This is a genomic window from Microvirgula aerodenitrificans DSM 15089, assembly GCF_000620105.1.
Lineage (GTDB): Bacteria > Pseudomonadota > Gammaproteobacteria > Burkholderiales > Aquaspirillaceae > Microvirgula > Microvirgula aerodenitrificans.
Genome location: NZ_JHVK01000028.1, coordinates 16,554 through 39,130 on the forward strand (window position 1 = coordinate 16,554; position 22,577 = coordinate 39,130).

The window sequence follows — 22,577 nt, forward strand, 5'->3', positions numbered from 1 at the left end:
AAACAGCGCAGTATAGCGCCAGATGGTCCGCCTGCCATTTTCGTTGCGAACAGATACGATTGAGGCCCGCTCGGCCATGACGGCTGCGTGGGCCTTGGTTACAATGCGGCCCCATGACGGCAGGCAACTACATACTTATTGGCCTGATGGGTGCGGGCAAGACGACTGTGGGTCGTCACCTTGCCCGTCTGACCGGCCGAACCTTTCACGATTCCGACCACGAGGTCGAATCGCGTACGGGCGTGCGCGTGACCACCATCTTCGAGATCGAGGGCGAGAACCGCTTTCGCGAGCGCGAAAAGGCGGTGATCGCCGAGCTGATGCAGCGTGACGGCATCGTGCTGGCAACCGGTGGCGGTGCGGTGCTCGACCCGGACAACCGTGCGGCGCTGAAGGCCGGCGGCACGGTCATCTATCTGCGCGCGACCATCGACGACCTGCTGATCCGCACGGCGCACGACAAGAGCCGGCCGCTGCTGCAGACCGGTGACCCGCGCGCCAAGCTCGAAGCGCTGTTCGCCGTGCGCGACCCGCTTTATCGCGAAATTGCCGACGTGGTTGTCGACACCAGCCGGCAGAACGTCGGCGTGCTGGTGCAGCGGCTGCTGGCCAAACTCAAGGAAACTCCCGAGTCATGATCACGCTTGACCTGACGCTGCCCGACTGTCGCTACCCGATCCATATCGGCCGGGGCCTGCTGGACCGGGCCGGCGAACTGATGGCACCGGTCCTGCCGCAGCCGCGCGCGCTGATCGTCACCAATGACGTGGTGGCACCGCTGTATCTGGCGCGGCTTGAGGCTTCGCTGGCGGCCGCCGGCATCCAGACCCGGGCCGTGGTGCTGCCGGATGGCGAGTCGCACAAGGACTGGCAGACGCTGAACCTGATTTTTGATGCGCTGATCGACATGCGCGCCGAGCGCAAGACCACGCTGGTCGCGCTGGGCGGCGGCGTGGTGGGCGACATGACCGGTTTTGCCGCCGCCTGCTGGCAGCGCGGCGCGCCGTTCGTCCAGGTGCCGACCACGCTGCTGGCCCAGGTCGATTCGTCGGTCGGCGGCAAGACGGCAATCAACCACCCGGCCGGCAAGAACATGATCGGTGCGTTCTGGCAGCCGCGGCTGGTGCTGGCCGATATCGCGCTGCTCGACAGCCTGCCGCCGCGGGAGCTGTCGGCCGGGCTGGCCGAAGTGTTCAAGTATGGCCTGATCGGCGATGCCGGTTTCTTCGACTGGTGCGAGGCGCAGGCGGCAGCGCTGATGGCGCGCGATGCCGATGCGCTGATCCATGCCGTGCGCCGCAGTTGCGAGATGAAGGCCGACATTGTCGGGCAGGACGAGAAGGAGCAAGGCGTGCGCGCACTGCTGAATCTCGGTCATACCTTTGGCCACGCGATCGAAGCCGGGCTCGGCTTCGGTGTCTGGCTGCATGGCGAAGCCGTGGCTGCTGGCATGCTGCTGGCGGCCGACCTGGCCGCGCAGCTCGGCCGCCAGTCCGCGGGCGAACTGGACCGGATCGAGGCCCTGCTGGCCGCGGTGCAACTGCCGGTACGCGCGCCGGACCTTGGACTCGACGCGTGGCTGTCGCTGATGGGGCACGACAAGAAAGTCGATGGCGGGCACCTGCGCTTTGTCGTGCCGGACGGCATCGGCCGGGCGAGCGTGGAATCGGACGTCGATGCCGATGCGCTGGCCCGGGTGCTGGGCGGTCGCTTTATCGCGCGCTGAACGGTATTTTCCCTGCTGCACCATGCTCATGGCTGCTGTATCAGCGGGGCGATCGGCATGGCGGAGCGAGGGGCAAATACCCTCACGGCGTAGCCGGTTTTGGTAATAATCTCCGCATAACACTTACTCAGGGGTGGGTGGAAAAGCGGCGATGATCACCATTGCCCGCGTGTTGCCGGCTGACGACCGGCCGTTCGCCCGCACCCGATTTCAGGGGGACTCTGCATGGACACCCGAGCCACGTCTGCGCTTGCCGCGCGCCCGTCGCAACCTTCCATCCTGCCGGGTTTTCCCTGCACCCTCTCCTGTTTTCCCTTCCGTGCCGCAAGACGACCCTCACCCCGGGCTGCCATGTCGAAGGCAAGCCCGTAATGACATTGGAAATCCGTATTTTCACTAATTGTCTAACAGTGCACGGTCGACGATGATCTGCCTGCATGCATGTGAGGAGAGCGCTTGCCATGGACTACGAGATTGAACTGCAAACCCTGATTAACGCCATGCTGCTGGTCAGCGTCAGTTATCTGCTGGGGCAATGGTGGCGACAGAACCGCTTCGTCAAAGCCAGCGCACGAGGCATCGATCCGGTCGGGGAGGCAGAGGTTTTCCTGTTCCAGGGCAAGGTTCGTCATGCCATCCGCGTACTGAAGGCTGCACTGGACGACGAACCGGGCAATATGTCGGTCAAGGTCGTGCTGCTGCGGGCGTTCGCCGATGGCAACTACATCCGCGAGTACAGCGAACTCGCACGCGAAGTGTCCGAACCGCTGCAGGGTGAACCGATCTGGCAGCAGATCCAGCGCACCGGGCGGGAAATGGAACCGGACAATCCGCTCTATCACTGCTGATAGCCAGTCGTACAAGCAAAAACCCGCCACACAGCATGGCGGGTTTTTTTCAAGCCCGCCGTGACGGCGGGCGTGGCTGGGCAGGGCTCAGGCGGCCTGCGGGCGGCCGATCGGGTAGTAGTCGATGCCGGCTTCCCTGACCGCTTCAGGCGAGAACAGGTTGCGGCCGTCGAAAATGACCGGTGTGCGCAGGCTGTTGCGAATCGCGGCGAAGTCCGGGCTGCGGTAGGCCTTCCATTCGGTCACGATGACCAGTGCGTCGGCCTGTTCCAGCGCCGTCATCGGCGTATCGGTAAAGCGCAGGCGCGGCTCGTCGCCATACAGCCGGCGGGCCTCGTCGATGGCCACCGGGTCGTGGGCCACGATGCGGGCACCGGCATCCAGCAGCGCGGCGATCAGGGTCCGCGACGGCGCTTCGCGCATGTCGTCGGTATCCGGCTTGAATGCCAGCCCCCACAGCGCGAAGGTGCGGCCGGACAGGTCGTCGCCGAAACGGGCCTTGATCTTGCGCGGCAGTACCGACTTCTGGTTCTCGTTGGCTTCCTCGACGGCGCTCAGCACGCGCAGGTCGATGCCGGCGGCATCCTTGGCTGTCTTCAGCAATGCCTGCACGTCCTTCGGGAAGCACGAGCCGCCATAGCCGCAGCCCGGGTACAGGAAGTGGTAGCCGATGCGCGGGTCCGCGCCAATGCCCTTGCGCACCATCTCGATATCCGCCCCGAGCACTTCGGCCAGGTTGGCCAGCTCATTCATGAACGAAATGCGGGTGGCCAGCATGGCATTGGCCGCGTACTTGGTCAGCTCGGCGCTCTTGATGTCCATGACCTGCAGGCGGTCATGGTTGCGCTGGAACGGTGCATACAGCGTGCGCATCAGCGCCAGCGCGCGTTCGTCCTCGACGCCGATGACGATGCGGTCCGGCCGCATGAAGTCGTCGATGGCGGCGCCTTCCTTCAGGAATTCGGGGTTGGATACCATGCCGAACGGCAGGTCGACACCGCGCGTGGCCAGCTCTTCGCAAATGGCGGCGCGGACCTTGTCTGCGGTGCCGACCGGCACCGTGGACTTGTCGATCACGACCTTGTAGTCGTCCATATGGCGGCCGATGGCGCGCGCGGCGGCGACGACATACTGGAGGTCGGCGGAACCGTCTTCATCCGGCGGCGTGCCGACGGCGAGGAACTGCACCGTGCCGAAACGGACAGCCTGCTCGACATCGGTGGTGAAGCGCAGCCGGCCGGCCGCCACGTTGCGGCGGATCATCTCTTCCAGACCGGGTTCGAAGATCGGGACGCCGCCCTGTTCCAGCGTGCGGATCTTGGCCGCATCCACATCCAGGCACAGTACGTCGTTGCCCACTTCCGCCAGGCAGGTGCCGGAAACCAGACCGACATAGCCGGTGCCTACAACAGTCACTTTCACGATTCGTTTGCTCCGACGTGATGATTCATCCGCAGTTTTTGCGGTGGGGAATGGCAAAACCGGCAGTTTATCACTGCGCGAATTAGCGTTCTTCAAGCAGCGCCGCATAGACGCTTTCCATGCGGGCCACCACGGTCTCCATCGAATAGTTCGTGACGCAGCGTTCACGTGCTGCCGCCCCGCGCACGGCGATCGATGCCGGATCGGCCAGGATCTCCTTCAGCACGGCAGCAATCCGCTCAGGTGCATGCGCCGGCACCCGCCAGCCCTGCACACCCGGTTCGAGCAACTCGGGCAGGCCGCCGACGTCGGACACGATGACCGGTTTGCCCATGGCCATCATTTCACGGCCGGCGTACGAGGCCATTTCCTTGTGCGACAGCACAAAACCGACATCCATGGCGCGCAGCACCGGCCGGACATCGGCCAGCAGGCCGGTCAGCGTCAGCTGTGGGCGCAGTCCGAGCGCATCGACGCGTTGCAGCAGATCATCACGCGGCGGGCGGGCGGCCGGCAAGGACCACATGCAGGCGGTTGCGCTGTTCGAACGGCAACAGCGATATCGCCTGCAGCAGGTCCAGCCAGCCCTTGTATTCCGAGGTACCGGCATTGCTGCCGAGCACCAGCGTGTCCGGTGCCAGCCCGGGCAGCAGTGCGGTACGTGCCTCCGCCGCCTGGCGGGCATCCGCCGGTGTAAAAAAGCCGGTATCGACACCAAGCAGCACGTCAACCAGCCCGGTCCTGGCATAGGGTGATGCTTCCAGAATGCGCCGTGCTTCCAGGCAGGTGCAAATGGTCCGGTCCGTGGCAAAGTGTGCGCGGATCGATGCGCCGAGACCGGAAATCGGCAGATTGTTGTGCTTGGTATAGACAACGCGCGGCCGCTGGCGGCCCATGCCGGCCATGGCCAGCATCACCAGCCGGTGGTCGGGCGAGCCGTTGACATGGACGATATCGAACCGCTCGTCACGCAGGATCTTTGCCAGCGCACGGCGTGCCGGCCACAGCCGTTTGAAATTGTTGCTGAAGTCGATGGCGAAGGCGTGCAGCGCCGGATCGGCCTCGGCCATGGCATGAAGCTGGCTGCCTGCCGGCGAGGCGATGCTGACCTCGTGCCGGGCTGCCATGGCTTTGGCCAGCCCGTTGATATAGGTGAAATGGCCGCCGCCGGAACCGTGGTGGAAATTGGTATAGAGGATTTTCATCAGGTCAGTGCTTGCGCTGTTTGAGCCAGTAATGGGCGGCGCCGAAAAGCGGATGGCGCACCAGCCACAGCTTTCTTGCGATCCAGTTTGCGGCCTTGCCCTTGTCGCCGATGCGGTACAGATGGCCCGGGTCCGATCCCGGGCGGTTCCGGTCGGTATCCCGGGTGGTGTACAGGTAGCGGAAGCCGGCCTGGCGGGCCACCTGCAGGTAGTCGTCATCGAAATAACCCTGCGGCCAGCACAGATGCCGGGACGCTTCGCCAAGTCGTGCATGCAGTGTGGCCTGTGACAGGGCCAGATCCTCTTGCAACCGCGCGGTTTTCTCTTCCCTGCTGGCGCAGACGCGGTCCCAGCGGGTGTGGGAGTGAGTATGGCTGTGGAACTCGAACGTGCCGGCGGCACGCATGCGTTCGATCTCGCTCCAGCGTACGGCGATATCGTCGGTATTGCCGGCCTCGATCAGTGCCTTGCTGTCCTCGCGGCTGGGGACGACGGCCGGGCTGGGCTCCCCTGCATGCAGCCGTGCCGGGCCATCGTGATTCCAGCCGGTAACCAGGAACATGACGGCATGCAGGCCGTAGCGCTGCAGGACCGGATGGGCATGGACATAGTTGTCCAGCAGGCCATCGTCGAAAGTCAGCACCACCGACTTCTTCGGTACCGGTTTGCCGGCCAGAAAAGCCTCGACACCGGCACTGCCGAGTGTGCTGTAGCCGTGTTCGGCCAGCCAGTGCATCTGCGCCGCGAAGTGCGCCGGGGTGATGGTCAGGGCACCCGGCACCGGGTTTACGTGGTGGTACATCAGCACCGGGAGCGTGCCGTTGCTGGCAAGGGACGAATCAGGCATGGGCAGAGGGCTTTACCGTTTCGGTGGCAGCGGTGGCAGGCGCCGGCTTCGACAGGGCGAGGAAGGCGACGACCATGACGCTGTATAGCGGAAAGATACGCGTATCGCGGAACATGTGCTCCGGCAGGCTGAATACCATGTAGCTCAGGCACCACAGCAGGCCCAGACAGGCAGGTACCCGGATGGCCGCCGGTGGATGCTGGCGCAGGCGCCGGATAAAGTAGGCCGCCGGTACGGTATAGGCCAGCAGTAGTGCCAGCAGGCCGGGCAGACCGTACATCGACAGTGCGGCCAGGTAGTCATTGTGCGGTTCGCCAAAGTTGTCGGCGACGAAGGGGGTCACCTGCCCGCTGAGCGCATAGGCATCCAGGAAACGGTGGAAGGCAACCGGATTGCCGATGCCGAGCCATGGCTCCTGCAGGAACATGTGCCAGGCGGCATTCCATAACTGCAGACGGATGCCGAGGGATGTGTCAGGCTGTTGCTTGAACGTGGCCAGGTCGTGCACGCCTTCCATAAGGCGAGCGTTCAGTGTGGGTTCAGTCCAGACAAACAGTCCTAGCAGCAGAGTAGCCAGCAGCAGGCCGGGCACCAGCCAGCGCAGGAGCAGGCGCTTGCCCATGCTGACGGGCAGCAGGATGGCAAAGGCCGGAACCGCCAGCCAGCTGCTGCGGGTCTCGGTGACCAGGGTGGCATACAGTGCCAGCGTACCGACGGCGAGCTTGGCTGCCATTTCCAGCTTTTCATGGCGGCTCAGCGTCCAGCCCAGTGAAACCAGCGACGCGAGGCCCAGCAGCATCAGCAGGTTTGCATAGCTGACAGCATTGACCTGGATGCCGGTGTGACTGAAGACGTTGCGGCCGAGGCCGAGAATGGGCACCAGAGTGATGGCCATCCCTGCACCAATGCCGGCGCCAGCCAGATAACCCCATTGCAGGTGACGCAACCGCTCCGGCACCAGTTGCAGCAGCAGCCAGAATATGGGCAGTGCCAGGGCAAGGCCGAGCTTCTTTTCCAGTTCCCGGCCATCGAAAATGCCGTGATAGGTAAAGGTTGCTGCCAATGACGCCACGGGCAGCAACAGGGCGACGCACAGGGGCCAGTATTCCCGCGCAAAGGCGGCAGGCGACGACAGGCCCAGACGCCTGTGGCAGGCCAGGGCGGCCAGCGCAAGCAGAACCAGCAGGTAGAAGCAGATCTGGCTGACTGGCTTGAATGCCAGCGACAGTGCCGGCAAGGCCAGGAGTGGGACAAGTACCGGCAGGCTCAGGTTGACAGGGCGTTTCATGAATGCAGGGAAGTGGCCAGTGTCTGGAAGAGGGTGAGATAGCGCCCGGCCATGATGCCGACCTCATGGTTGGCGCGTACATAACGGCAGGCGGCATCGACCATGGCTGCCGTGGCCGGACCGGCGGCTAGCAGCGTGTCGATATGGGTCGCCAGTGCATGGCTGTCGCCAACCGGACTCAGCAGTCCCCGGCCTTCGGCGAGCAGTTCTTTCAGGCCGCCGGCGTCGGTCGAAGCGACCGGCACCCGTGCCTGGAAGGCGTCGAGCACGCTGCTGCCAAGGCCTTCTTCACGCGAGCTCATGACAAAGACGTCGAACAGCGGGAACAGCGCTTCAACTTGCGGCTGGTGGCCGGGCAGCAGATAGCGATCCTGCAACCCGAGCCCGGCAACGCGTGCCCGCGCCGCGTCCAGCAGCGCACCGTGACCGAGATGCAGGAACACGACATCGTCGCGCCGGCCCAGCAGTTCGGCGGCGGCGTCGATCAGGGTGAACGGATCCTTGTCCTCGGCCAGGGCGGCGGTGGTCGCCACCACTTTCCGGCCATCGAGCCGCCAGGCTGCCGCGCAGTCGCGCACCCGTTCCGGGTCCGGCACGATCGGCAGCACGGCCGACGGAATGATGTGGACATCGTCAATGCCAAGACGGCGCACGCTGTCGGCGCAGGCCTGGCTGATGGCGACGACGGCATCCGCCTGGCGGTATTTCCAGGCGGTGAACGTGCCATGCAGCGCAAAGGCGACCCGGCGTGACATGACGATCGGGCGGCGGTGCGCCCAGCGTGTCGCGGCCAGCCAGGTCAGTGCGTGGCCGGTCTGCGCGTGCAGGATGTCGTAGTTGCGGCCATGCCGGATCAGGAAACGCACGATATCGAGCGGGCGCCGGCAGCCATGCACGGTCAGGCCTTCGCTGCCGGCGCGGGTGGCAAGGGTTTCGCCGTCGCGGCACAGCAGGTCGACCTCGTGGCCGGCATCGCGGAACGCCAGGCTGCTGAGCAGGGTCTGCCGTTCGCCACCGCGCCAGCCGCGCTCAAAGTCGAGTTCGAGAATTTTCATCGGGAAGCTGTCTCGGGCGGGTGAGCAGGGAAAGTTTGGCGTAGCGGTAGAAACTGCCGATGCCGGCGCCGACCGCCAGCAGCAGTCCTTCGCGGCCGTCGAGGAAGCCGCGCCGGAGCAGGTAGATGCGGATAAAGGTCCACAGGCCGTGACCGAAGGCGCCGGGCAGGCTGGCGCGCTTGCCGCGTGCGAACATCGCGGCGGCGGCATCGGACGAGTAGCGGTTCATCTTGGTGATGGCGCTGTCCAGATCCGGGTAGGTGTAGTGCAGCAACGGCTGGCTCAGCATGCCGGGGCTGCCATCAAACTGCACACTCTCATGGAGCGGCACATCACTGAAGCGGGCCCGGCCGTTGCGGAACAGGCGCAGCACCGGGTCCGGCCACCAGCCGGAATGGCGGATAAAGCGGCCGCAATAGCTGGACAGGCGCGGAATCCGGTAGGCGTCGTGGGCCGGGGCGGCGAGGAGGGCACGGATTTCCGCTGCCAGTGCCGGGGTGACCCGCTCATCGGCATCGATGCTGAGTACCCACTGACCACGGGCCAGGTCGAGCGCACGGTTTTTCTGCGGGCCGAAGCCCGGCCAGTCACCGGTCACGGTCACCGTGGCACCGTGAGCCTCGGCCCGGGCCACGGTATCGTCGCTGCTGCCGGCATCGACGACGATGATTTCGTCGGCGAACGCCACCGCGTCAAGGCAGGCATCGATATGCGCAGCCTCGTTTTTGGTGATCAGGATGACGGAAAGAAAGGGCGTCATGGGAGCGGGGGTCCTTGCCGGTCCGGTCACGGCTTGTGCCTGGCCTGGAACCAGGCCTTCATGTACTTCAGGTAGGCATACCACGATGCATAAGTGGCGGTGACCAGCCCGACCCGACCGTCCTTCCAGGCCTGCTTGACCACGTACCACTTCCAGAACGACGCAATGCTGCTGGCGAATGCCCGGGCCAGACTCGGCGAGACCTTCTTGAATTTCACCAGCCGCGTGGTGTAGTCGTTCAGCTTCTTGAAGATTTCATGAATGGTATAGAAGGTGTCGTGGCGGACAAAACCGGCAATGATGCGGGTGTCGGCGAAGCCGGCCGGCCGGTCATCGACCGGTGCATCATTGAAACGGGCGATGCTGCGGTTGAACAGGCGGACCGGATAGTCCGGCGACGACACCGGGTAGATCGCATGTACTTCCTGCCCGAGCACGAACCAGTGCCGGGTGATCCGGTAGGCCAGGGTCGGGTCGTCGAGTTCCTGCTTCAGCTTCAGGATGGCGTTGACGGTGGCCTCGTCGATGACTTCATCGCTGTCCATGCACAGCACCCAGTCATGGCTGGCATGGTCGATGGCAAAGTTCATCTGCGAGCCATGGGTCGAATACGGGCGGTACAGCGGGGTCAGACCGAATTTTTCCAGAATGGCCAGCGTGCCGTCGCTGCTGCCGGAGTCGACGACGATCAGTTCGTCGGCAATCCGGGTCAGCGGCTCGATACAGGCCTCCAGCAGCCGTTCCGAGTTGAACGTCAGTACGCAAACACTCAGTTTTTTCATGGTGGTCAATCGGTATTGTCTTGCGTCAATGGGGTTCGGCGGTGGCCGTAGAAGGTGCGGAACCAGTCGACGAAGCGTGCCAGCCCGGTTTCCAGCGGCGTGACCGGCCATTCGCCGATCGCCTGACGCAGCTTGCTGTTGTCGGCGCAAGTGGCGACCACGTCACCGTCCTGCATCGGCAGCAGGTTCTTGTCGGCGACCAGGCCCAGTTGCGCTTCCAGGGTTTCGATAAAGGTCAGCAGTGCGACCGGGTGGCTGCCGCCGATATTGAACAGCTGGTATGGCGCCCAGCTTGCGCCGGCGAGCGGGTGGTCGCGGTCGTAGGCCGGGTTGGCCGCCGGTGCCCGTGGCAGCAGGCGGGCGATGGCCTCGACGATATCGTCGATATAGGTAAAGTCGCGCTGCATCCGGCCGTGGTTGTAGACGTCGATCGGCGTGCCGTTGACCATCTTTTCCGCAAACTTGAAATAGGCCATGTCCGGTCGTCCCCACGGTCCGTAGACGGTGAAGAAGCGCAGGCCGGTGACCGGCAGGCCGTACAGATGGGCGTAGCTGTGCGCCATCAGTTCGTTGGCGCGCTTGGTCGCCGCGTAGAAGCTGACCGGCAGATCGACCGGGTCGGTTTCGGAGAACGGCAGGCGGGTATTGCCGCCATAGACGCTGGAGCTGCTGGCGAACAGCAAGTGCTTGACCTTGCCGTGGCGACAGCCTTCCAGGATATGGGTGAAGCCGGCCAGATTTGCATCGGCGTAGGCGAGCGGTGCCGTGATCGAATAACGGACACCGGCCTGGGCAGCCAGATGGACGACGACGTCGAATTCGCCCTGGGCGATATATTCGATCAGGCCCGGGTTGACCAGGTCCTGATAGATGAACTGGAAGCGCTCGAACTGGCTGAGCTGATCGAGCCGGGCCTGCTTCAGGCCGGGATCGTAGTAGTCGTTCAGATTGTCCATCCCGGTGACGGCATGGCCTTCGCCAAGCAGGCGCTTGCAGACAAACATGCCGATAAAACCGGCGGCTCCGGTGACCAGGATTTTCATTTATTCGTCCTATGGGGTCGGGGCGCCCTGTGTGGCGCCGGATGGCGGGCGAGCTTCAATTCGGATTGGCGGCGGCGCTGAACTGCATCCGGTACAGGCCGGCGTACACGCCGTCATGCGCCAGCAGTTCGGCGTGGGTGCCGGTTTCCACGATCAGGCCGTCGCGCATGACGATGATGCGGTCGGCTTTCTCGATCGTCGACAGCCGGTGGGCGATGACCAGCGTGGTGCGGTTCAGCATCAGTTGCTCCAGCGCGCCCTGCACCAGTCGCTCGGACTGGGTGTCGAGTGCGCTGGTGGCTTCGTCCAGGATCAGGATCGGCGCGTCCTTGAGGATGGCACGGGCGATCGCCAGGCGCTGGCGCTGGCCGCCGGACAGCTTCAGTCCGTTTTCTCCGATCCGGGTGTCGTAGCCGTCGGGCATCGCTTCGATGAATTCATGCGCATTGGCGGCGCGGGCGGCGGCGATGATCCGTTCACGGCTGGCCTGGCTGTCGCCATAGGCGATATTGGCGGCAACAGTATCGTTGAACAGCACCACGTCCTGGTTGACCATGGCGATCTGGCTGCGCAGGCTGTGCAGCGTCAGCGCATCGAGCGGAATGCCGTCGAGGCGGATCTCGCCGCTGGTCGGCGAATAGAAGCGGGGCACCAGGTTGGCGATGGTGGTCTTGCCGCTGCCGGAGCTGCCGACCAGGGCAATGGTCTCGCCGGGGCTGACGTCGAGCGAGAAGCCGTTGACCGCATCGCGCTCCCCTTCCGGGTAGCGGAAGGTGACGCGGTCGAATTCCAGCTTGCCGTGCGCGCGCTCCAGCGTGCGCGTGCCGCTGTCGCGCTCGCCGGGCACGTCGAGCAGCGTGAACACGCTCTCGGCCGCTGCCAGACCGCGCTGCAGCGTCTGGCTGACGCCGGTAATCCGCTTCAGCGGCGTGAACAGCATGATCATCGCGGTCAGGAACGACATGAAGTCGCCGGCGCTGAACCCGCCGTGGCTGGCGCGCACGCCGGCAAAGTAGATGATGATGGCCAGCGCCACCGACACGATCAGCTGGGTGGCGGCGGTATTCATCGAGCTGGCGGCGATCTGCTTGACCGAGTTCTGGCGAATGCCGTTGGCCGAAACCATGAAGCGCCGGGTTTCATGCTCATGGCCGCCATAGACCTTGATCACGCGTTGCCCGTCGACGGTCTCGCCGAGCACCTGGGTCATTTCCCCCATGTGCTGCTGGTTCTTGCGTGACAGCTTGCGCAGCCGCTTGCCGACCACGCGAATGCCGACGCCGACCACCGGGACCATGATCAGGCAGATCAGCGTCAGTTGCCAGTCAGTCCACAGCAGCAGGGCGAGCAGGCCGATCAGGGTGATGCCGTCGCGGACCACCACGGTAATGACGCTGAAGCCGGCGTCGGTCACCATGGTCACGTCATTGGTCACGCGCGAGATGACCCGGCCCGAGCTGTTGCCGTCGAAATAGCTGACCGGCAGTTGCATGAGTTTGACGAACATCAGCTCGCGCAGCCGCATGACCAGGCGGCCGGACAGCCAGGTCGAGGTGTAATCGTTGGTGAAGGACGCCAGCCCGCGCAGGGCAAACAGGCCGACAATGGCCAGCGGCGTCCAGATCAGTGTCTGCGGATCGCGCTCGACGAAGCCGCCGTCGATCAGCGGCTTCATCAGGCTGGCAAACAGCGGCTCGGTTGCCGACGCGATGATCATGGCCACGATGGTGACGATGAACACCCGCCAGTCTTGCCTCAGGTATCCGAGCAGGCGCTTGTACAGCGCCCACGAACCGTCGGTGGAGGGGTCGGTCATGGCGATCGGCTTCCGGGTAAAACCGGGTATTCTACTGCATCACGCGCTGGCCGCCGAGGGCCGGCGTGGCGAACGGGACGCTTCCCGTCGCCACGCCACGCTGCCGCTCATGCCGGCAGCGTGTTCAGCTGGGTCAGCAGATCGTGCACGCGGTCGGGGTCGTTGGTGCGCAGGATCTTGCTGACCACCGGCGAGATATGGTCGAGATGGGTATCCAGCACCACGCGCTTGACGCTGAGCAGATTGGCCGGCGGCATCGAGAACTTGCGCAGGCCCATGCCGAGCAGCAGGCGGGTCAGGCGGGCATCGCCGGCCATCTCGCCACAGATCGATACCGGCACGCCGGCCTTGTTTGCGGTCTTGATCGTATGCCAGATCAGGTACAGCACCGCCGGATGGGTCGGATCGTACAGATGGCTGACCGCATCGTCGTTGCGGTCGATGGCCAGCGTGTACTGGATCAGGTCGTTGGTGCCGATCGAGAAGAAGTTCACGTACTTGGCCAGCATGTTGACCGTCAGTGCCGCGGACGGCACCTCGATCATCGCGCCGACCTGCATGTCCGGATCGTAGGCCTGGCCGGTCGCGTCGAGTTCCTCGCGCGCCAGCGCCAACTGGGTCACGGCCTGGCGCAGCTCGGCGACCGAATTGACCATCGGGAACAGGATGCGCACCCGGCCATGCACCGATGCGCGCAGGATCGCACGCAGCTGGGTGCGGAACAGCGCCGGTTCGGCCAGGCACAGGCGGATGCCGCACAGGCCCAGCGCCGGGTTGTCGGCGGTAGTGTACTGCGACCATTTCGGGTTCTTGTCGGCGCCGAGATCGAGTGTGCGGATGGTCAGCGGCTGGCCGTTCAGGCGGGTGGCGACTTCGCGATAGGCATCGAACTGTTCGTCCTCGGTCGGCAGGTTGTCGCGGCCGAGGAACAGGAATTCGCTGCGGAACAGGCCGACGCCGACCGCGCCGGAGTTCAGTACGTCATCGACGTCCTGCGGCAATTCGATATTGGCGACCAGTTCGATCGGCGTGCCGTCCTGCGTCTGCGCATTGGACTTCTTGATGCTGGCCAGCTTGCTCTTCGCCACCCGCCACGAGCGCAGGCGACGGCGGTATTCGGTCAGCACCATGTCGTCCGGCGACACGATGATCACGCCCTGGATGCCGTCGACAATGACCAGCTCATCCTCGTTGATCAACTGGCGGGCAGTATGGGTGGCGATGATCGACGGCAGATCCAGGCTGCGGGCGAGAATGGCGGTATGGCTGGTGGCGCCGCCGACTTCGGTCACGAAGGCGGCGTAGTTGGAATCCTTGAAATAGACCATGTCGGCCGGCGACAGATCGTGTGCGATCAGGATCGCATCGTCGATCAGGTCATCGGCCTCCGGCAGTTCGCCATTGGCGCCGGCCAGGTTCTTGTAGATGCGTTCGACGACCTGCATCACATCCTGCTTGCGTTCGCGCAAGTAGGATTCCTCGATCTCGTTGAACTGCTCGATCAGCGCATCGGCCTGCTGTTTCAGCGCCCATTCGGCATTGCACTGCTCGCGCTCGATGACCACGCGCGGCTCGCGTGACAGGGCCGCATCATTCAGCAGCATGATGTGCAGACTGAGGAAAGCGCCGAGTTCTGCCGGCGCGTTTTCCGGGATGCTGCCCCACAGCATCTCCAGTTCCTTGCGGGTGGTACGGATTGCCTCGTCGAAGCGAGCCAGCTCGCCGGGTACCTCGCCCGGCTCGAGCTGATAATGGACGACGTCGATGCTGCTGTGCGAGATCAGGTGGGCGCGGCCGATGGCGATGCCGCCGCCAATGCCGATGCCGTGCAGGACGATGCTCATTCCCGAAGTCTTCCTAGAGCCAGTCAGGCTCTCCCTAGTGGTCCGGATGGAGAATTCCGCCCGGGAGGGTGACAAATCACGCTACACAGCCGCGTCGCACAGGATTTGTCAGCCGCCCGGCTCGGATCATTCCGATTCGTCGAAACGGTTGTTGATCAGTACTTCCAGCGCGGAAAGCGCATCGCTCTCGTCCGGACCGCTGGCCTCGACGTGAACGGTGCTGCCTTTGGCCGCCGCCAGCATCATGACGCCCATGATGCTTTTGGCGTTGACGCGCCTGTTGCTCCGGGATATCCAGATTTCGCTTTTGAACTTCCCCGCCAGCTGGGTGAATTTGCTCGATGCCCGCGCATGCAGGCCGAGTTTGTTAATGATCTGGATGTCTTTTTCAACCACGCCCGTCCCCCGCAACGATATACATGACGCCTTCCAGCCCGCCGGTCACCGCCTTGCTGATGACGGTCTCGAGCGACTGGCTGCTGTAGCACAGGGCCCGGACCAGCATCGGCAGATTGATGCCGGCAATGGCCTCCACTTGTTCTGCGACGATCAGCCGGCTGGCAATATTCGACGGCGTACCGCCGAATATGTCCGTCAGCACCAGCACGCCTTCACCCCGATCGAGGCGCTCGATCATGCAGCGTGCCGTTGCGAGCATCTGCTCGGGATCGTCATTCTTGTCTACCTGCATGTACTCGAGGTTGTCGATGTCGCGCTGCAGGACATGCCTGGCACAGTCGGCGAGACTGCGGCCGAGATCGCCATGAGTAATGATCAGGATGCCTACCATAGAGTGCCCTCGATAACACCGGCTCCGGCCGGCCTGGCACAGGATGCGTGCCGGTCAAACAGGATGTGAGCGTGTCATCATAATCCGGCTCGCGCGTGTCCCGCCACGCCCGCAGCACGCAGGGTGCGCAAGCCTTCACGGGCCAGCCGGTCCGCCATGTCGTCGTGACGCGTGCCGTCGCCGGCGCGCAGCCATGCCACGCGCCGTCCGGCGCGCACGGCGGCCAGGACCTGCGCGCCCTCGTCGGCCGCCGCCAGCGCGACCCGGTCGGCGTCGCGCCGGGCCAGATCGACGATGGCGGCCGGGACATCGGCATCGTGAAAAACCAGTTCCGCGCGCTGCAGCAGGCGCAGCGCCCTGAAAGTCATGTCGTCGGGGTCACCGCTGCCGGCGGCGATCAGCAGCGCTTCTCCCTTTTCCGGGGTGCCGGGGGCGGCCAGCCGGGCAAGGAAAGCCTGCCGGGCCTGGTCGATGTCACCCTGCAGGGCCAGTTCGGCGTCAGCGCTTTCCAGCGTGCTCTCCCAGAAATGCCGGCGTGAGTCGACATCCGGCAGGGCGGCCTTGACCTGCGGGCGCAGGGTTTCCGCCAGTTCGGCCAGCTGGCCGAAGGCGGCCGGCACGGCGGCTTCGATGCGGCTGCGGACCAGCCGCGCCAGTACCGGCGCGGCGCCACCGGACGACACCGCCATCACCAGCGGCGAGCGGTCGATGATGGCGGGAAAAATGAAATCGCACAGGCTCGGGGAGTCGACGACATTGATCGGCAGCCGGCGCGCGCGGCAGGCGGCGGCCACGGCGGCGTTCACGTCCTCGTCGTCGGTGGCGGCGATGACCAGTGCCGGCGTGTCGCCGTCATCGAGCAGGGCCGGGGAGAACTCACCGGGCCGGAAGTCGATGAGGCCATCGTGATGCCGTTGTGCCAGATCGGCGCAGAGCAGGGGCGCCAGCACGCGGATGCGGGCCTGGCAGGCGAGCAGCAGACGGATCTTTCGCATGGCGACGGCGCCGCCACCGATGACGGTGACAGGACGGTCGCGCAAGTCGAAAAAGACCGGGAGGTATTGCATCGGGCGCATCCGGTTCGCAGAGTCCCGGAATCATAGCATCCCGGCCCGCAGCGATCCGGGACCGTACCGGCAAACATAAACTGTCTTGTCATATATCAGAAAATCCGGCGATGACGGATGCGCGTCAGGCCAGCAGCGCCTGCCAGCCCCAGCTGATGGCGCCGCCGCCGGCAACCAGCCAGACAAACAGCACGGCAGCCAGTGCCAGCGGTCTGCTGCCGGCCTGGCGGACGGCGCTGGCGTGGGTGGTCAGGCCGAGTGCGGCCATGGCGCAGGCCAGCATCACGTCGTCGATGCGGATCAGGGCGGCGACCACGGATGGCGGCAGCAGATCCAGCGAGTTCAGCAGCACGCAGCCGACGAAGACGAAAGCGAAGACCGGCACGGTGATGCGGCGTGGCGTGTCCGGCGCGGCGCTGCGCGGGGCCAGCCACAGCGACAGGCCGAGCAGGAACGGCGCCAGCATCATCACCCGGATCATCTTGCTGACCATGGCACTGTCGGCCGCCTGCTCGCCGACGGCGCGGGCGGCGGCCACGACCTGGGCCACCTCGTGCACGGTGGCGCCAATATAGATGCCGAACTGGTTCTGGGTCAGCCCCGGCAGCGCCAGCTGGGCCATGGCACGCCACAGCAGCGGGTAGACGACCATGCCCAGCGTGCCGAACACCACCACGGTGGCGACGGCCACGGCGACATCGCGCTCGCGCGGCTGCAGGACCGGTGCCGTGGCCAGCACCGCAGCGGCGCCGCAGATCGAACTGCCGGCGCCGATCAGCAGCGCCGTGTCCCGCTCCAGCCCGAGAAAGCGCCGGCCGAACCAGCAGGCAAGCAGAAAGGTGCTGAGCAGCATGCTCAGGTCGGTCATGACCCCGGCCATGCCGACCGCGGCGACCTGCTGGAAGGTCAGCTTGAAACCGTACAGTGCGACCCCTGCGCGCAGCAGCTCGCCCTTGGCGAACAGCACCCCGGGACCGGCCGGGCCGCCGAGACGCGGATAGAAGGTATTGCCTGCCAGCAGACCGATCAGGATGGCGAAGGTCAGCGCGGACAGGCCGTTGTCGGCAAAGACGGGGACGCCGGCCAGGCGGATCGCCAGAGCGGCGATGACGGCGGTCAGCAGCAGGCCGGGGAAGCGGCGGCGCAGGGAGGATGGCAGGGCAGACAGCATGGGGACGGCACTATTCGGGTATCAGCACAGCCTGCAGGGTACGGAAACGTGCTGCATCAGAGAAACGCGTAATACCAATCGAGTCTATTCAAATTCCCGATAATGCTTTGGGGCCACCGGATCTGCACTGTGCCGGCTGCCCGCGCTGCCTGCTGTGGCGGAAATCAGCGTAAAATCACCGGTTTTGTTGCCGCTGGTCGCCCATGGCCGGCAGCGGTGTGCCCACTAAGGACTTTCCCAATGCAGACACGCGGACTTATTCAGGAACTCGCAGCGCGCGGTTTGATCGCGCAGACCACTGACGCCGAAGCACTCGAGGCGCGGCTGGCTGAAGGTCCGGTCACGCTGTATTGCGGCTTCGACCCGACGGCGGACAGCCTGCACCTCGGCCATCTGGTGCCGGTGCTGATGCTGAAGCGCTTCCAGCTTGCCGGGCACCAGCCGATCGCGCTGGTCGGCGGCGCCACCGGCATGATCGGCGACCCGAGCTTCAAGGCGGCGGAACGCAAGCTGAACACGCCGGACGTGGTGGCCAGCTGGGTGGAAAAGATTCGTGGCCAGCTGACCCCGTTCCTGGCTTTCGATGGCGATAACGCCGCCATCATGGCCAACAACTACGACTGGTTCGGGTCGATGAATGTGCTGGAGTTCCTGCGCGACATCGGCAAGCATTTCTCGGTCAACGCCATGATCCGCAAGGAATCGGTGCAGCAGCGGCTGAACCGCGACGATGTCGGCATCTCGTTCACCGAATTCAGCTACAGCCTGCTGCAGGGCTATGACTTCTCCGAACTGAACCGTCTGCACGGCTGCCAGCTGCAGATCGGTGGCTCCGACCAGTGGGGCAACATCACCGCCGGCATCGACCTGACCCGACGCCTGAACCAGCAGACGGTCTGGGGCCTGACCGTGCCGCTGATCACCAAATCCGACGGCACCAAGTTCGGCAAGACCGAAGGCGGTGCGGTCTGGCTCGATCCGTCCAAGACCTCGTCGTACCAGTTCTACCAGTTCTGGCTGGGGGTGGCCGATGCCGACGTCTACCGTTTCCTGCGCTTCTTCACCTTCATGTCGCTGGAAGACATCGCGGCACTGGAAGCGTTCGATCAGCAGAGCGGCAAGGCGCCGACCGCGCAGCGGGTGCTGGCCGAGCAGGTGACCGCGCTGGTGCACGGCGAAGCGGCGGTGGTCGCGGCGCAGCGGATCTCGCGCAGCCTGTTCAGCGAGGACATTGCCGGTCTGACCGAGGACGACCTGGGCCAGCTGGCGCAGGACGGCATGCCGCGGATCGATATGGCGCGCGGCACGTCGCTGATCGATGTGCTGGTGTCGGCGGGCCTGGCCAAGTCGAAGAGCGAGGCGCGTACCTTTATTGAAAGCCAGGCGGTGGCGATCAATGGCGTGAAGGCGACGTCGATCGACCGCCACTTCGAGGATGCCGACCGGCTGTTCGGTCGCTACACGCTGATCCGGCGCGGCAAGAAGCTGTACAGCCTGGTGGTGTGGCAGGACTGAGTACCCGCGGGGCGTCAGTCTTCGCACGCACCCGCAGCCCCCGGCATGTCCGGGGGTTTTTGCTGCCCGGCAGGCGAGAAAAAACCCCCGAATCCGTTCGGGGGTTTTCTGTCATGCCTCGCCGCTTATTTTGCGGCGTCGGCCATGTACTGGACGGCGGCGCGGAACTCGTCGTCGCTGCCGGTGAAGCCACCCTTCGGCGGCATCGCGTTCAGGCCCTTGGTGGCGATCTGCACCACTTCGTCCATGCCGGCCTTCAGACGCGGTGCCCAGGCTGCCTTGTCACCGAACTTCGGTGCGCCGGCGGCGCCGGAAGCATGGCAGGCCACGCAGACGCTGTCGTAGACCTTCTTGCCGGCCACTTGCGGATCCAGTGCGGCGCCGGCTTCCCCCCCGCCAACCGGCGGTTCGGTGAACTTGCCACCCGCGGCATTGCCCATGAAGGCCACGGCGCGCTTGATCTCGTCATCGCTGAGGTCGGTGGCGCCACCCTTGGCCGGCATGGCGTTCAGGCCATTGAGGGCGTGGGTCACCAGGGTGTCGTAACCCTGGGCGATACGTGCCGCCCAGGCGCCCGCATCGCCAAACTTCGGCGAGCCGGCCAGGCCGGTGCCGTGACAGGAGATACAGACGGCCTTGTAGACCTGTTCGCCGGTCCGCATACCCGGTGCTGCGTCGCTGGCGACCGATTCGCCAACCGGCTTCAATCGGGCGGCAACGGCCTCGTTGGACATGACTTCGGCATTGACGATCTGGCCGCTGGTTGCCAGCTTGGCGAGCAGCCAGATGGCCACCACGACAAGGGCAACGACGGCGACCAGAACGCGGATAACCGAGCCGGGGGCCATAGTGCTGTTCTCACTGCTCATTTTGTTCCGCCTCTGCAAACGAAAAATGACATAAAAATCTTTGGCGATTATACGAGAAGGGCAAGGCTACGCAAAGCTGCAACTGGACGGCCCGGTCAGGATTGTCTATCATGCGCCCTCTGACACAACGTCAGCCGCGTTACGGATGTCGCATCCGGGGCCGGCAGATTTTACCCATAACGGGTTGTGTCGACGACCTGCATCCGTAGCTCAGTTGGATAGAGTACTGCCCTCCGAAGGCAGGGGTCGCCCGTTCGAGCCGGGCCGGATGCGCCAGATACAGAAAAGCCGACATCGTCAGATGTCGGCTTTTTGCATTCCGGTCCGGTCAGGGCCGCCCGGAGAGAAACGGGCACCAGGGCCATGCCGGCCATTGGTGCCCGTTCCTGTTTCCGGATCAGAACCGGCTGGTCAGACCGATGCGGAACAACTGGTTCTGCTCACCGGAAGCCCCGAGCGAGGTCTTGTAGCCGATGCCCAGCAGCCACAGCTTGCTCAGACTGATGTCGGCACCCAGATCGACATTGACGAAGTTGCTCGACAGCGGATCGGTATTCAGGCGGTAGACCGGCCCGCCGACCAGGTCGGCATAGCTGAGGTCGACGCCACCGCTGTTGCTGAAGTTGTGTCCCCATTCAATGCGCAGAGTCGGCGTGACCATGCCCCAGCTGGTCGGCAGGTCGTAGCTCGAACGCAGGCCAAGGAACGAAGTGACATAACGCTGGGTCTGGTCGCCGTAGTGCAGTGCATACATGCCGCCACCGCTTTCGCTGAACGCATCGAAGCGGGTGATGGCGGCATTCAGCCGGCCGTACGGTGCCAGCAGCAGATTGCCCTGGCGATGCTCGTAGCTGCCGGTCAGCGAACCGAACACCTGGCTGGCATCGCGCGATCCGCGTGCATAACCGCTGGACGGATCGGCGGTGACATAGCGGCGCGAATCGAAGCTGATCCAGCTGTAGCCGAGCACCCCGTCGATAAACACCTGCGGCATCGGGTGGAAGCTGGCGTAGACGGCGGCGCTGATGGCATCGGCATCGCTGCGGGTATCGTCACTGCCGATCAGGCTGCGGTCGTTGCCGTAGCCCAGACCGACCCCGAGGGTGAGTGCGGACGACACCCGGTAGTCGAGACCGCCGCTGAGGCCGACAGTGGTGAAGTCGGTACCCCGGCCATGGCGGGTGTCGTTCGAGCCGAAGTTGACGAAGCCATCGGTCCAGAATGCCAGCGGTTCGCTGCTGCAGTCACCTGCCGCCGCGGACGGGGCGGCAGGCGCGGCGACGGCCGGGCGGCTGTCTCCGGCCGGGGCCGTGGTTGTGGCCACCTTGGTGGGGCGCTTGCTGCCGTTTGCGACGTCGCCGTTCGGTGTCTTGCCCGACAGGGCGTTGGCCGCCGCCGTGGCCAGATCGGCGACCGGAATGGTCGCGCCGCCGGCGCCTAGCTTGATGCCGAAGGCGTTGCCGTGGCAGGTGTTCTGGTGCAGTTGCTCGAGGCGACGGTTGAAGTTCGCCATCTGGGTGCTGGCAAAACGCTCGGCGGAGCGGTTCTGTGCATTGACCAGGCCGATCACTTCTGCATTCTTTGATGGGTCTGGACGAGCCTGAACGGTGAAAGTGACTGTTCCGCTGGCCGTGCTTGTCCCATTGCTGAGAGCAAATGTGGCGATGGCACTGCCCGAAAACGCGGCTGCCGGGATGAAGCGCAGCGTGTAGCGTGGCGCGGGTGCGGCGGCGCTCAGCATCATGCGCTGCACCGGGGCGCTGGCTGGCTGCTCCGTGACAATGATCGCCTGGCCGGCGGATGCCGGGGTCAGTGAAATCACCCGGGCGCTGGTGAATGGGCCACCAGTCGCGCCGTCAGTCAGGTCGACAGTCACGGCCTCTCCGACGCGCAGAGTACGGGCCGACGACACCACCGATGCCGGTTGTGCCGTCACGGTAATGCTGACAGTGGCCGGGCTGGAGGTACCGCTGGCATTGGTTGCGGTGTAGGTGAAACTGTCCGCCCCGGAATAACCGGCGGTCGGGGTGTAGGTGATGCTGGTGCCGCTGGCCGTGGCGGTGCCATGGCTGGCGGCGGAGGCAACGGCGACACTGGTGGCAGCCCCGCCGCCGAGGCTCAGCGTGATCGGATTGGCGCTGCTGTTGGCGGCGACGGTGGCGCTGACGGCACTGGCAATCGGAACCTGGGCACCAATGACCAACGTGTATGCCCGGGAGCCGGTTGCACTGACGCTGTCAGTGACGGTGATGGTCAGAGTGGACGTGCCGCCGGTGCTCGGCGTGCCGCTGATGACGCCGGTCGAGGTGTTCAGGCTCAGACCCGCCGGCAGAGTGCCGGCCGTGATGGCGTAACTGTACGGCGCGGTGCCGCCGGTGGTGCTGACCGTAACGCTGTAGGCGACGCCGACCGTGCCGTTGCCCAGCGAGGCCGGGGTCAGGTTCAGCGTCGGTGCACTGACGGTGATGCTGACGGTGGCCGGGCTGGAAGTGCCGCTGGCATTGGTTGCGGTGTAGGTGAAGCTGTCCG

At 64.9% G+C, this 22,577-nt stretch carries 21 protein-coding genes and 1 tRNA gene; 5 read left to right on the forward strand and 17 right to left on the reverse strand.

What is annotated here, in order from left to right:
* Positions 1–113: 113 nt before the first annotated feature.
* The 3 genes from Q352_RS0116190 (at position 114) to Q352_RS0116200 (ending at position 2,574) form a co-directional block, all read left to right on the forward strand.
* Entirely contained in the window at positions 114–638 is a 525-nt protein-coding gene (locus Q352_RS0116190) for a shikimate kinase (protein WP_028500228.1), read from the forward strand.
* The gene (aroB, locus tag Q352_RS0116195) at positions 635–1,726 is read left to right on the forward strand and encodes a 3-dehydroquinate synthase (RefSeq protein WP_028500229.1); all 1,092 of its coding nucleotides are present in this window, start codon (positions 635–637) and stop codon (positions 1,724–1,726) included. The genes Q352_RS0116190 and aroB overlap by 4 nt, the downstream gene beginning before the upstream one ends.
* A gap of 461 nt (positions 1,727–2,187) precedes the next feature.
* On the forward strand, positions 2,188–2,574 hold the full coding sequence (locus tag Q352_RS0116200; RefSeq protein WP_051529028.1) for a type IV pilus assembly protein FimV: 387 nt from the start codon (positions 2,188–2,190) through the stop codon (positions 2,572–2,574).
* Between the two features lie 87 nt (positions 2,575–2,661).
* On the opposite strand, the gene Q352_RS0116205 is transcribed toward Q352_RS0116200, so the two are convergent.
* The 15 genes from Q352_RS0116205 to Q352_RS0116270 all read right to left on the reverse strand — a co-directional run bounded on the left by Q352_RS0116205 (position 2,662) and on the right by Q352_RS0116270 (position 17,664).
* The gene (locus Q352_RS0116205) at positions 2,662–3,996 is read right to left on the reverse strand and encodes a UDP-glucose dehydrogenase family protein (protein WP_028500231.1); all 1,335 of its coding nucleotides are present in this window, start codon (positions 3,994–3,996) and stop codon (positions 2,662–2,664) included.
* 82 nt (positions 3,997–4,078) lie between these two features.
* The gene (locus Q352_RS22455) at positions 4,079–4,522 is read right to left on the reverse strand and encodes a glycosyltransferase (protein WP_169735661.1); all 444 of its coding nucleotides are present in this window, start codon (positions 4,520–4,522) and stop codon (positions 4,079–4,081) included.
* A complete protein-coding gene (locus Q352_RS22460) occupies positions 4,488–5,201 on the reverse strand; it encodes a glycosyltransferase (protein ID WP_051529030.1) in 714 nt (237 codons plus the stop codon). Before Q352_RS22460 ends, Q352_RS22455 begins: the two co-directional genes overlap by 35 nt.
* 4 nt (positions 5,202–5,205) lie before the next feature.
* Complete coding sequence (locus Q352_RS0116215; RefSeq protein WP_028500232.1) at positions 5,206–6,048, reverse strand: polysaccharide deacetylase family protein; 843 nt, start codon at positions 6,046–6,048, stop codon at positions 5,206–5,208.
* Complete coding sequence (locus Q352_RS21625; RefSeq protein WP_051529031.1) at positions 6,041–7,336, reverse strand: O-antigen ligase family protein; 1,296 nt, start codon at positions 7,334–7,336, stop codon at positions 6,041–6,043. Before Q352_RS21625 ends, Q352_RS0116215 begins: the two co-directional genes overlap by 8 nt.
* The gene (locus Q352_RS0116225) at positions 7,333–8,391 is read right to left on the reverse strand and encodes a glycosyltransferase (protein ID WP_028500233.1); all 1,059 of its coding nucleotides are present in this window, start codon (positions 8,389–8,391) and stop codon (positions 7,333–7,335) included. Before Q352_RS0116225 ends, Q352_RS21625 begins: the two co-directional genes overlap by 4 nt.
* Positions 8,366–9,151, reverse strand: a complete 786-nt coding sequence (locus Q352_RS0116230) for a glycosyltransferase family 2 protein (RefSeq protein ID WP_028500234.1) — start codon at positions 9,149–9,151, stop codon at positions 8,366–8,368. Before Q352_RS0116230 ends, Q352_RS0116225 begins: the two co-directional genes overlap by 26 nt.
* 26 nt (positions 9,152–9,177) lie before the next feature.
* Positions 9,178–9,933: a glycosyltransferase family 2 protein gene (locus Q352_RS0116235; RefSeq protein ID WP_028500235.1), complete on the reverse strand. Its 756-nt coding sequence runs from the start codon at positions 9,931–9,933 to the stop codon at positions 9,178–9,180.
* A gap of 5 nt (positions 9,934–9,938) precedes the next feature.
* Entirely contained in the window at positions 9,939–10,976 is a 1,038-nt protein-coding gene (locus tag Q352_RS21630) for an NAD-dependent epimerase (protein WP_051529032.1), read from the reverse strand.
* A gap of 55 nt (positions 10,977–11,031) precedes the next feature.
* Positions 11,032–12,792, reverse strand: coding sequence for a lipid A export permease/ATP-binding protein MsbA (gene msbA, locus Q352_RS0116245; protein ID WP_028500236.1), 1,761 nt, complete (start codon positions 12,790–12,792; stop codon positions 11,032–11,034).
* A 107-nt stretch (positions 12,793–12,899) separates the two neighbouring features.
* On the reverse strand, positions 12,900–14,636 hold the full coding sequence (ptsP, locus tag Q352_RS0116250; RefSeq protein WP_028500237.1) for a phosphoenolpyruvate--protein phosphotransferase: 1,737 nt from the start codon (positions 14,634–14,636) through the stop codon (positions 12,900–12,902).
* A 126-nt stretch (positions 14,637–14,762) separates the two neighbouring features.
* Entirely contained in the window at positions 14,763–15,032 is a 270-nt protein-coding gene (locus Q352_RS0116255) for an HPr family phosphocarrier protein (RefSeq protein ID WP_028500238.1), read from the reverse strand.
* Positions 15,025–15,426 carry a PTS sugar transporter subunit IIA gene (locus tag Q352_RS0116260; protein ID WP_028500239.1) on the reverse strand — a complete coding sequence of 134 codons (402 nt, stop codon included), beginning with the start codon at positions 15,424–15,426 and terminating at the stop codon, positions 15,025–15,027. Before Q352_RS0116260 ends, Q352_RS0116255 begins: the two co-directional genes overlap by 8 nt.
* 77 nt (positions 15,427–15,503) lie before the next feature.
* On the reverse strand, positions 15,504–16,493 hold the full coding sequence (locus Q352_RS21635; protein WP_159075982.1) for an NAD(P)-dependent oxidoreductase: 990 nt from the start codon (positions 16,491–16,493) through the stop codon (positions 15,504–15,506).
* A gap of 124 nt (positions 16,494–16,617) precedes the next feature.
* Positions 16,618–17,664: a YeiH family protein gene (locus Q352_RS0116270; RefSeq protein WP_036386734.1), complete on the reverse strand. Its 1,047-nt coding sequence runs from the start codon at positions 17,662–17,664 to the stop codon at positions 16,618–16,620.
* 240 nt (positions 17,665–17,904) lie between these two features.
* Between Q352_RS0116270 and tyrS the strand changes: the two genes are divergently transcribed.
* Positions 17,905–19,179 carry a tyrosine--tRNA ligase gene (gene tyrS / locus Q352_RS0116275; RefSeq protein WP_028500241.1) on the forward strand — a complete coding sequence of 425 codons (1,275 nt, stop codon included), beginning with the start codon at positions 17,905–17,907 and terminating at the stop codon, positions 19,177–19,179.
* Positions 19,180–19,304: 125 nt separating this feature from the next.
* Here tyrS and Q352_RS0116280 read toward each other — a convergent pair whose 3' ends face one another.
* Positions 19,305–20,048: a c-type cytochrome gene (locus tag Q352_RS0116280; RefSeq protein WP_028500242.1), complete on the reverse strand. Its 744-nt coding sequence runs from the start codon at positions 20,046–20,048 to the stop codon at positions 19,305–19,307.
* Between the two features lie 199 nt (positions 20,049–20,247).
* Between Q352_RS0116280 and Q352_RS0116285 the strand changes: the two genes are divergently transcribed.
* Positions 20,248–20,324 (forward strand) — tRNA-Arg (locus Q352_RS0116285).
* 121 nt (positions 20,325–20,445) lie between these two features.
* Here the strand turns inward: Q352_RS0116285 and Q352_RS0116290 are convergent.
* On the reverse strand, positions 20,446–22,577 hold a 2,132-nt coding region (locus Q352_RS0116290), incomplete at its 5' end, for an autotransporter domain-containing protein (RefSeq protein ID WP_028500243.1).

What these genes read in the sequence shown, in the direction of transcription:
- Q352_RS0116190 (WP_028500228.1), top strand. Translation starts at nt 114, where the DNA reads ATGACGGCAGGCAACTACATACTTATTGGCCTGATGGGTGCGGGCAAG.
- aroB (WP_028500229.1), top strand. Translation starts at nt 635, where the DNA reads ATGATCACGCTTGACCTGACGCTGCCCGACTGTCGCTACCCGATCCAT.
- Q352_RS0116200 (WP_051529028.1), top strand. Translation starts at nt 2,188, where the DNA reads ATGGACTACGAGATTGAACTGCAAACCCTGATTAACGCCATGCTGCTG.
- Q352_RS22455 (WP_169735661.1), bottom strand. Translation starts at nt 4,522, where the DNA reads ATGTGGTCCTTGCCGGCCGCCCGCCCGCCGCGTGATGATCTGCTGCAA.
- Q352_RS22460 (WP_051529030.1), bottom strand. Translation starts at nt 5,201, where the DNA reads ATGAAAATCCTCTATACCAATTTCCACCACGGTTCCGGCGGCGGCCAT.
- Q352_RS0116215 (WP_028500232.1), bottom strand. Translation starts at nt 6,048, where the DNA reads ATGCCTGATTCGTCCCTTGCCAGCAACGGCACGCTCCCGGTGCTGATG.
- Q352_RS21625 (WP_051529031.1), bottom strand. Translation starts at nt 7,336, where the DNA reads ATGAAACGCCCTGTCAACCTGAGCCTGCCGGTACTTGTCCCACTCCTG.
- Q352_RS0116225 (WP_028500233.1), bottom strand. Translation starts at nt 8,391, where the DNA reads ATGAAAATTCTCGAACTCGACTTTGAGCGCGGCTGGCGCGGTGGCGAA.
- Q352_RS0116230 (WP_028500234.1), bottom strand. Translation starts at nt 9,151, where the DNA reads ATGACGCCCTTTCTTTCCGTCATCCTGATCACCAAAAACGAGGCTGCG.
- Q352_RS0116235 (WP_028500235.1), bottom strand. Translation starts at nt 9,933, where the DNA reads ATGAAAAAACTGAGTGTTTGCGTACTGACGTTCAACTCGGAACGGCTG.
- Q352_RS21630 (WP_051529032.1), bottom strand. Translation starts at nt 10,976, where the DNA reads ATGAAAATCCTGGTCACCGGAGCCGCCGGTTTTATCGGCATGTTTGTC.
- msbA (WP_028500236.1), bottom strand. Translation starts at nt 12,792, where the DNA reads ATGACCGACCCCTCCACCGACGGTTCGTGGGCGCTGTACAAGCGCCTG.
- ptsP (WP_028500237.1), bottom strand. Translation starts at nt 14,636, where the DNA reads ATGAGCATCGTCCTGCACGGCATCGGCATTGGCGGCGGCATCGCCATC.
- Q352_RS0116260 (WP_028500239.1), bottom strand. Translation starts at nt 15,426, where the DNA reads ATGGTAGGCATCCTGATCATTACTCATGGCGATCTCGGCCGCAGTCTC.
- Q352_RS21635 (WP_159075982.1), bottom strand. Translation starts at nt 16,493, where the DNA reads ATGCAATACCTCCCGGTCTTTTTCGACTTGCGCGACCGTCCTGTCACC.
- Q352_RS0116270 (WP_036386734.1), bottom strand. Translation starts at nt 17,664, where the DNA reads ATGCTGTCTGCCCTGCCATCCTCCCTGCGCCGCCGCTTCCCCGGCCTG.
- tyrS (WP_028500241.1), top strand. Translation starts at nt 17,905, where the DNA reads ATGCAGACACGCGGACTTATTCAGGAACTCGCAGCGCGCGGTTTGATC.
- Q352_RS0116280 (WP_028500242.1), bottom strand. Translation starts at nt 20,048, where the DNA reads ATGAGCAGTGAGAACAGCACTATGGCCCCCGGCTCGGTTATCCGCGTT.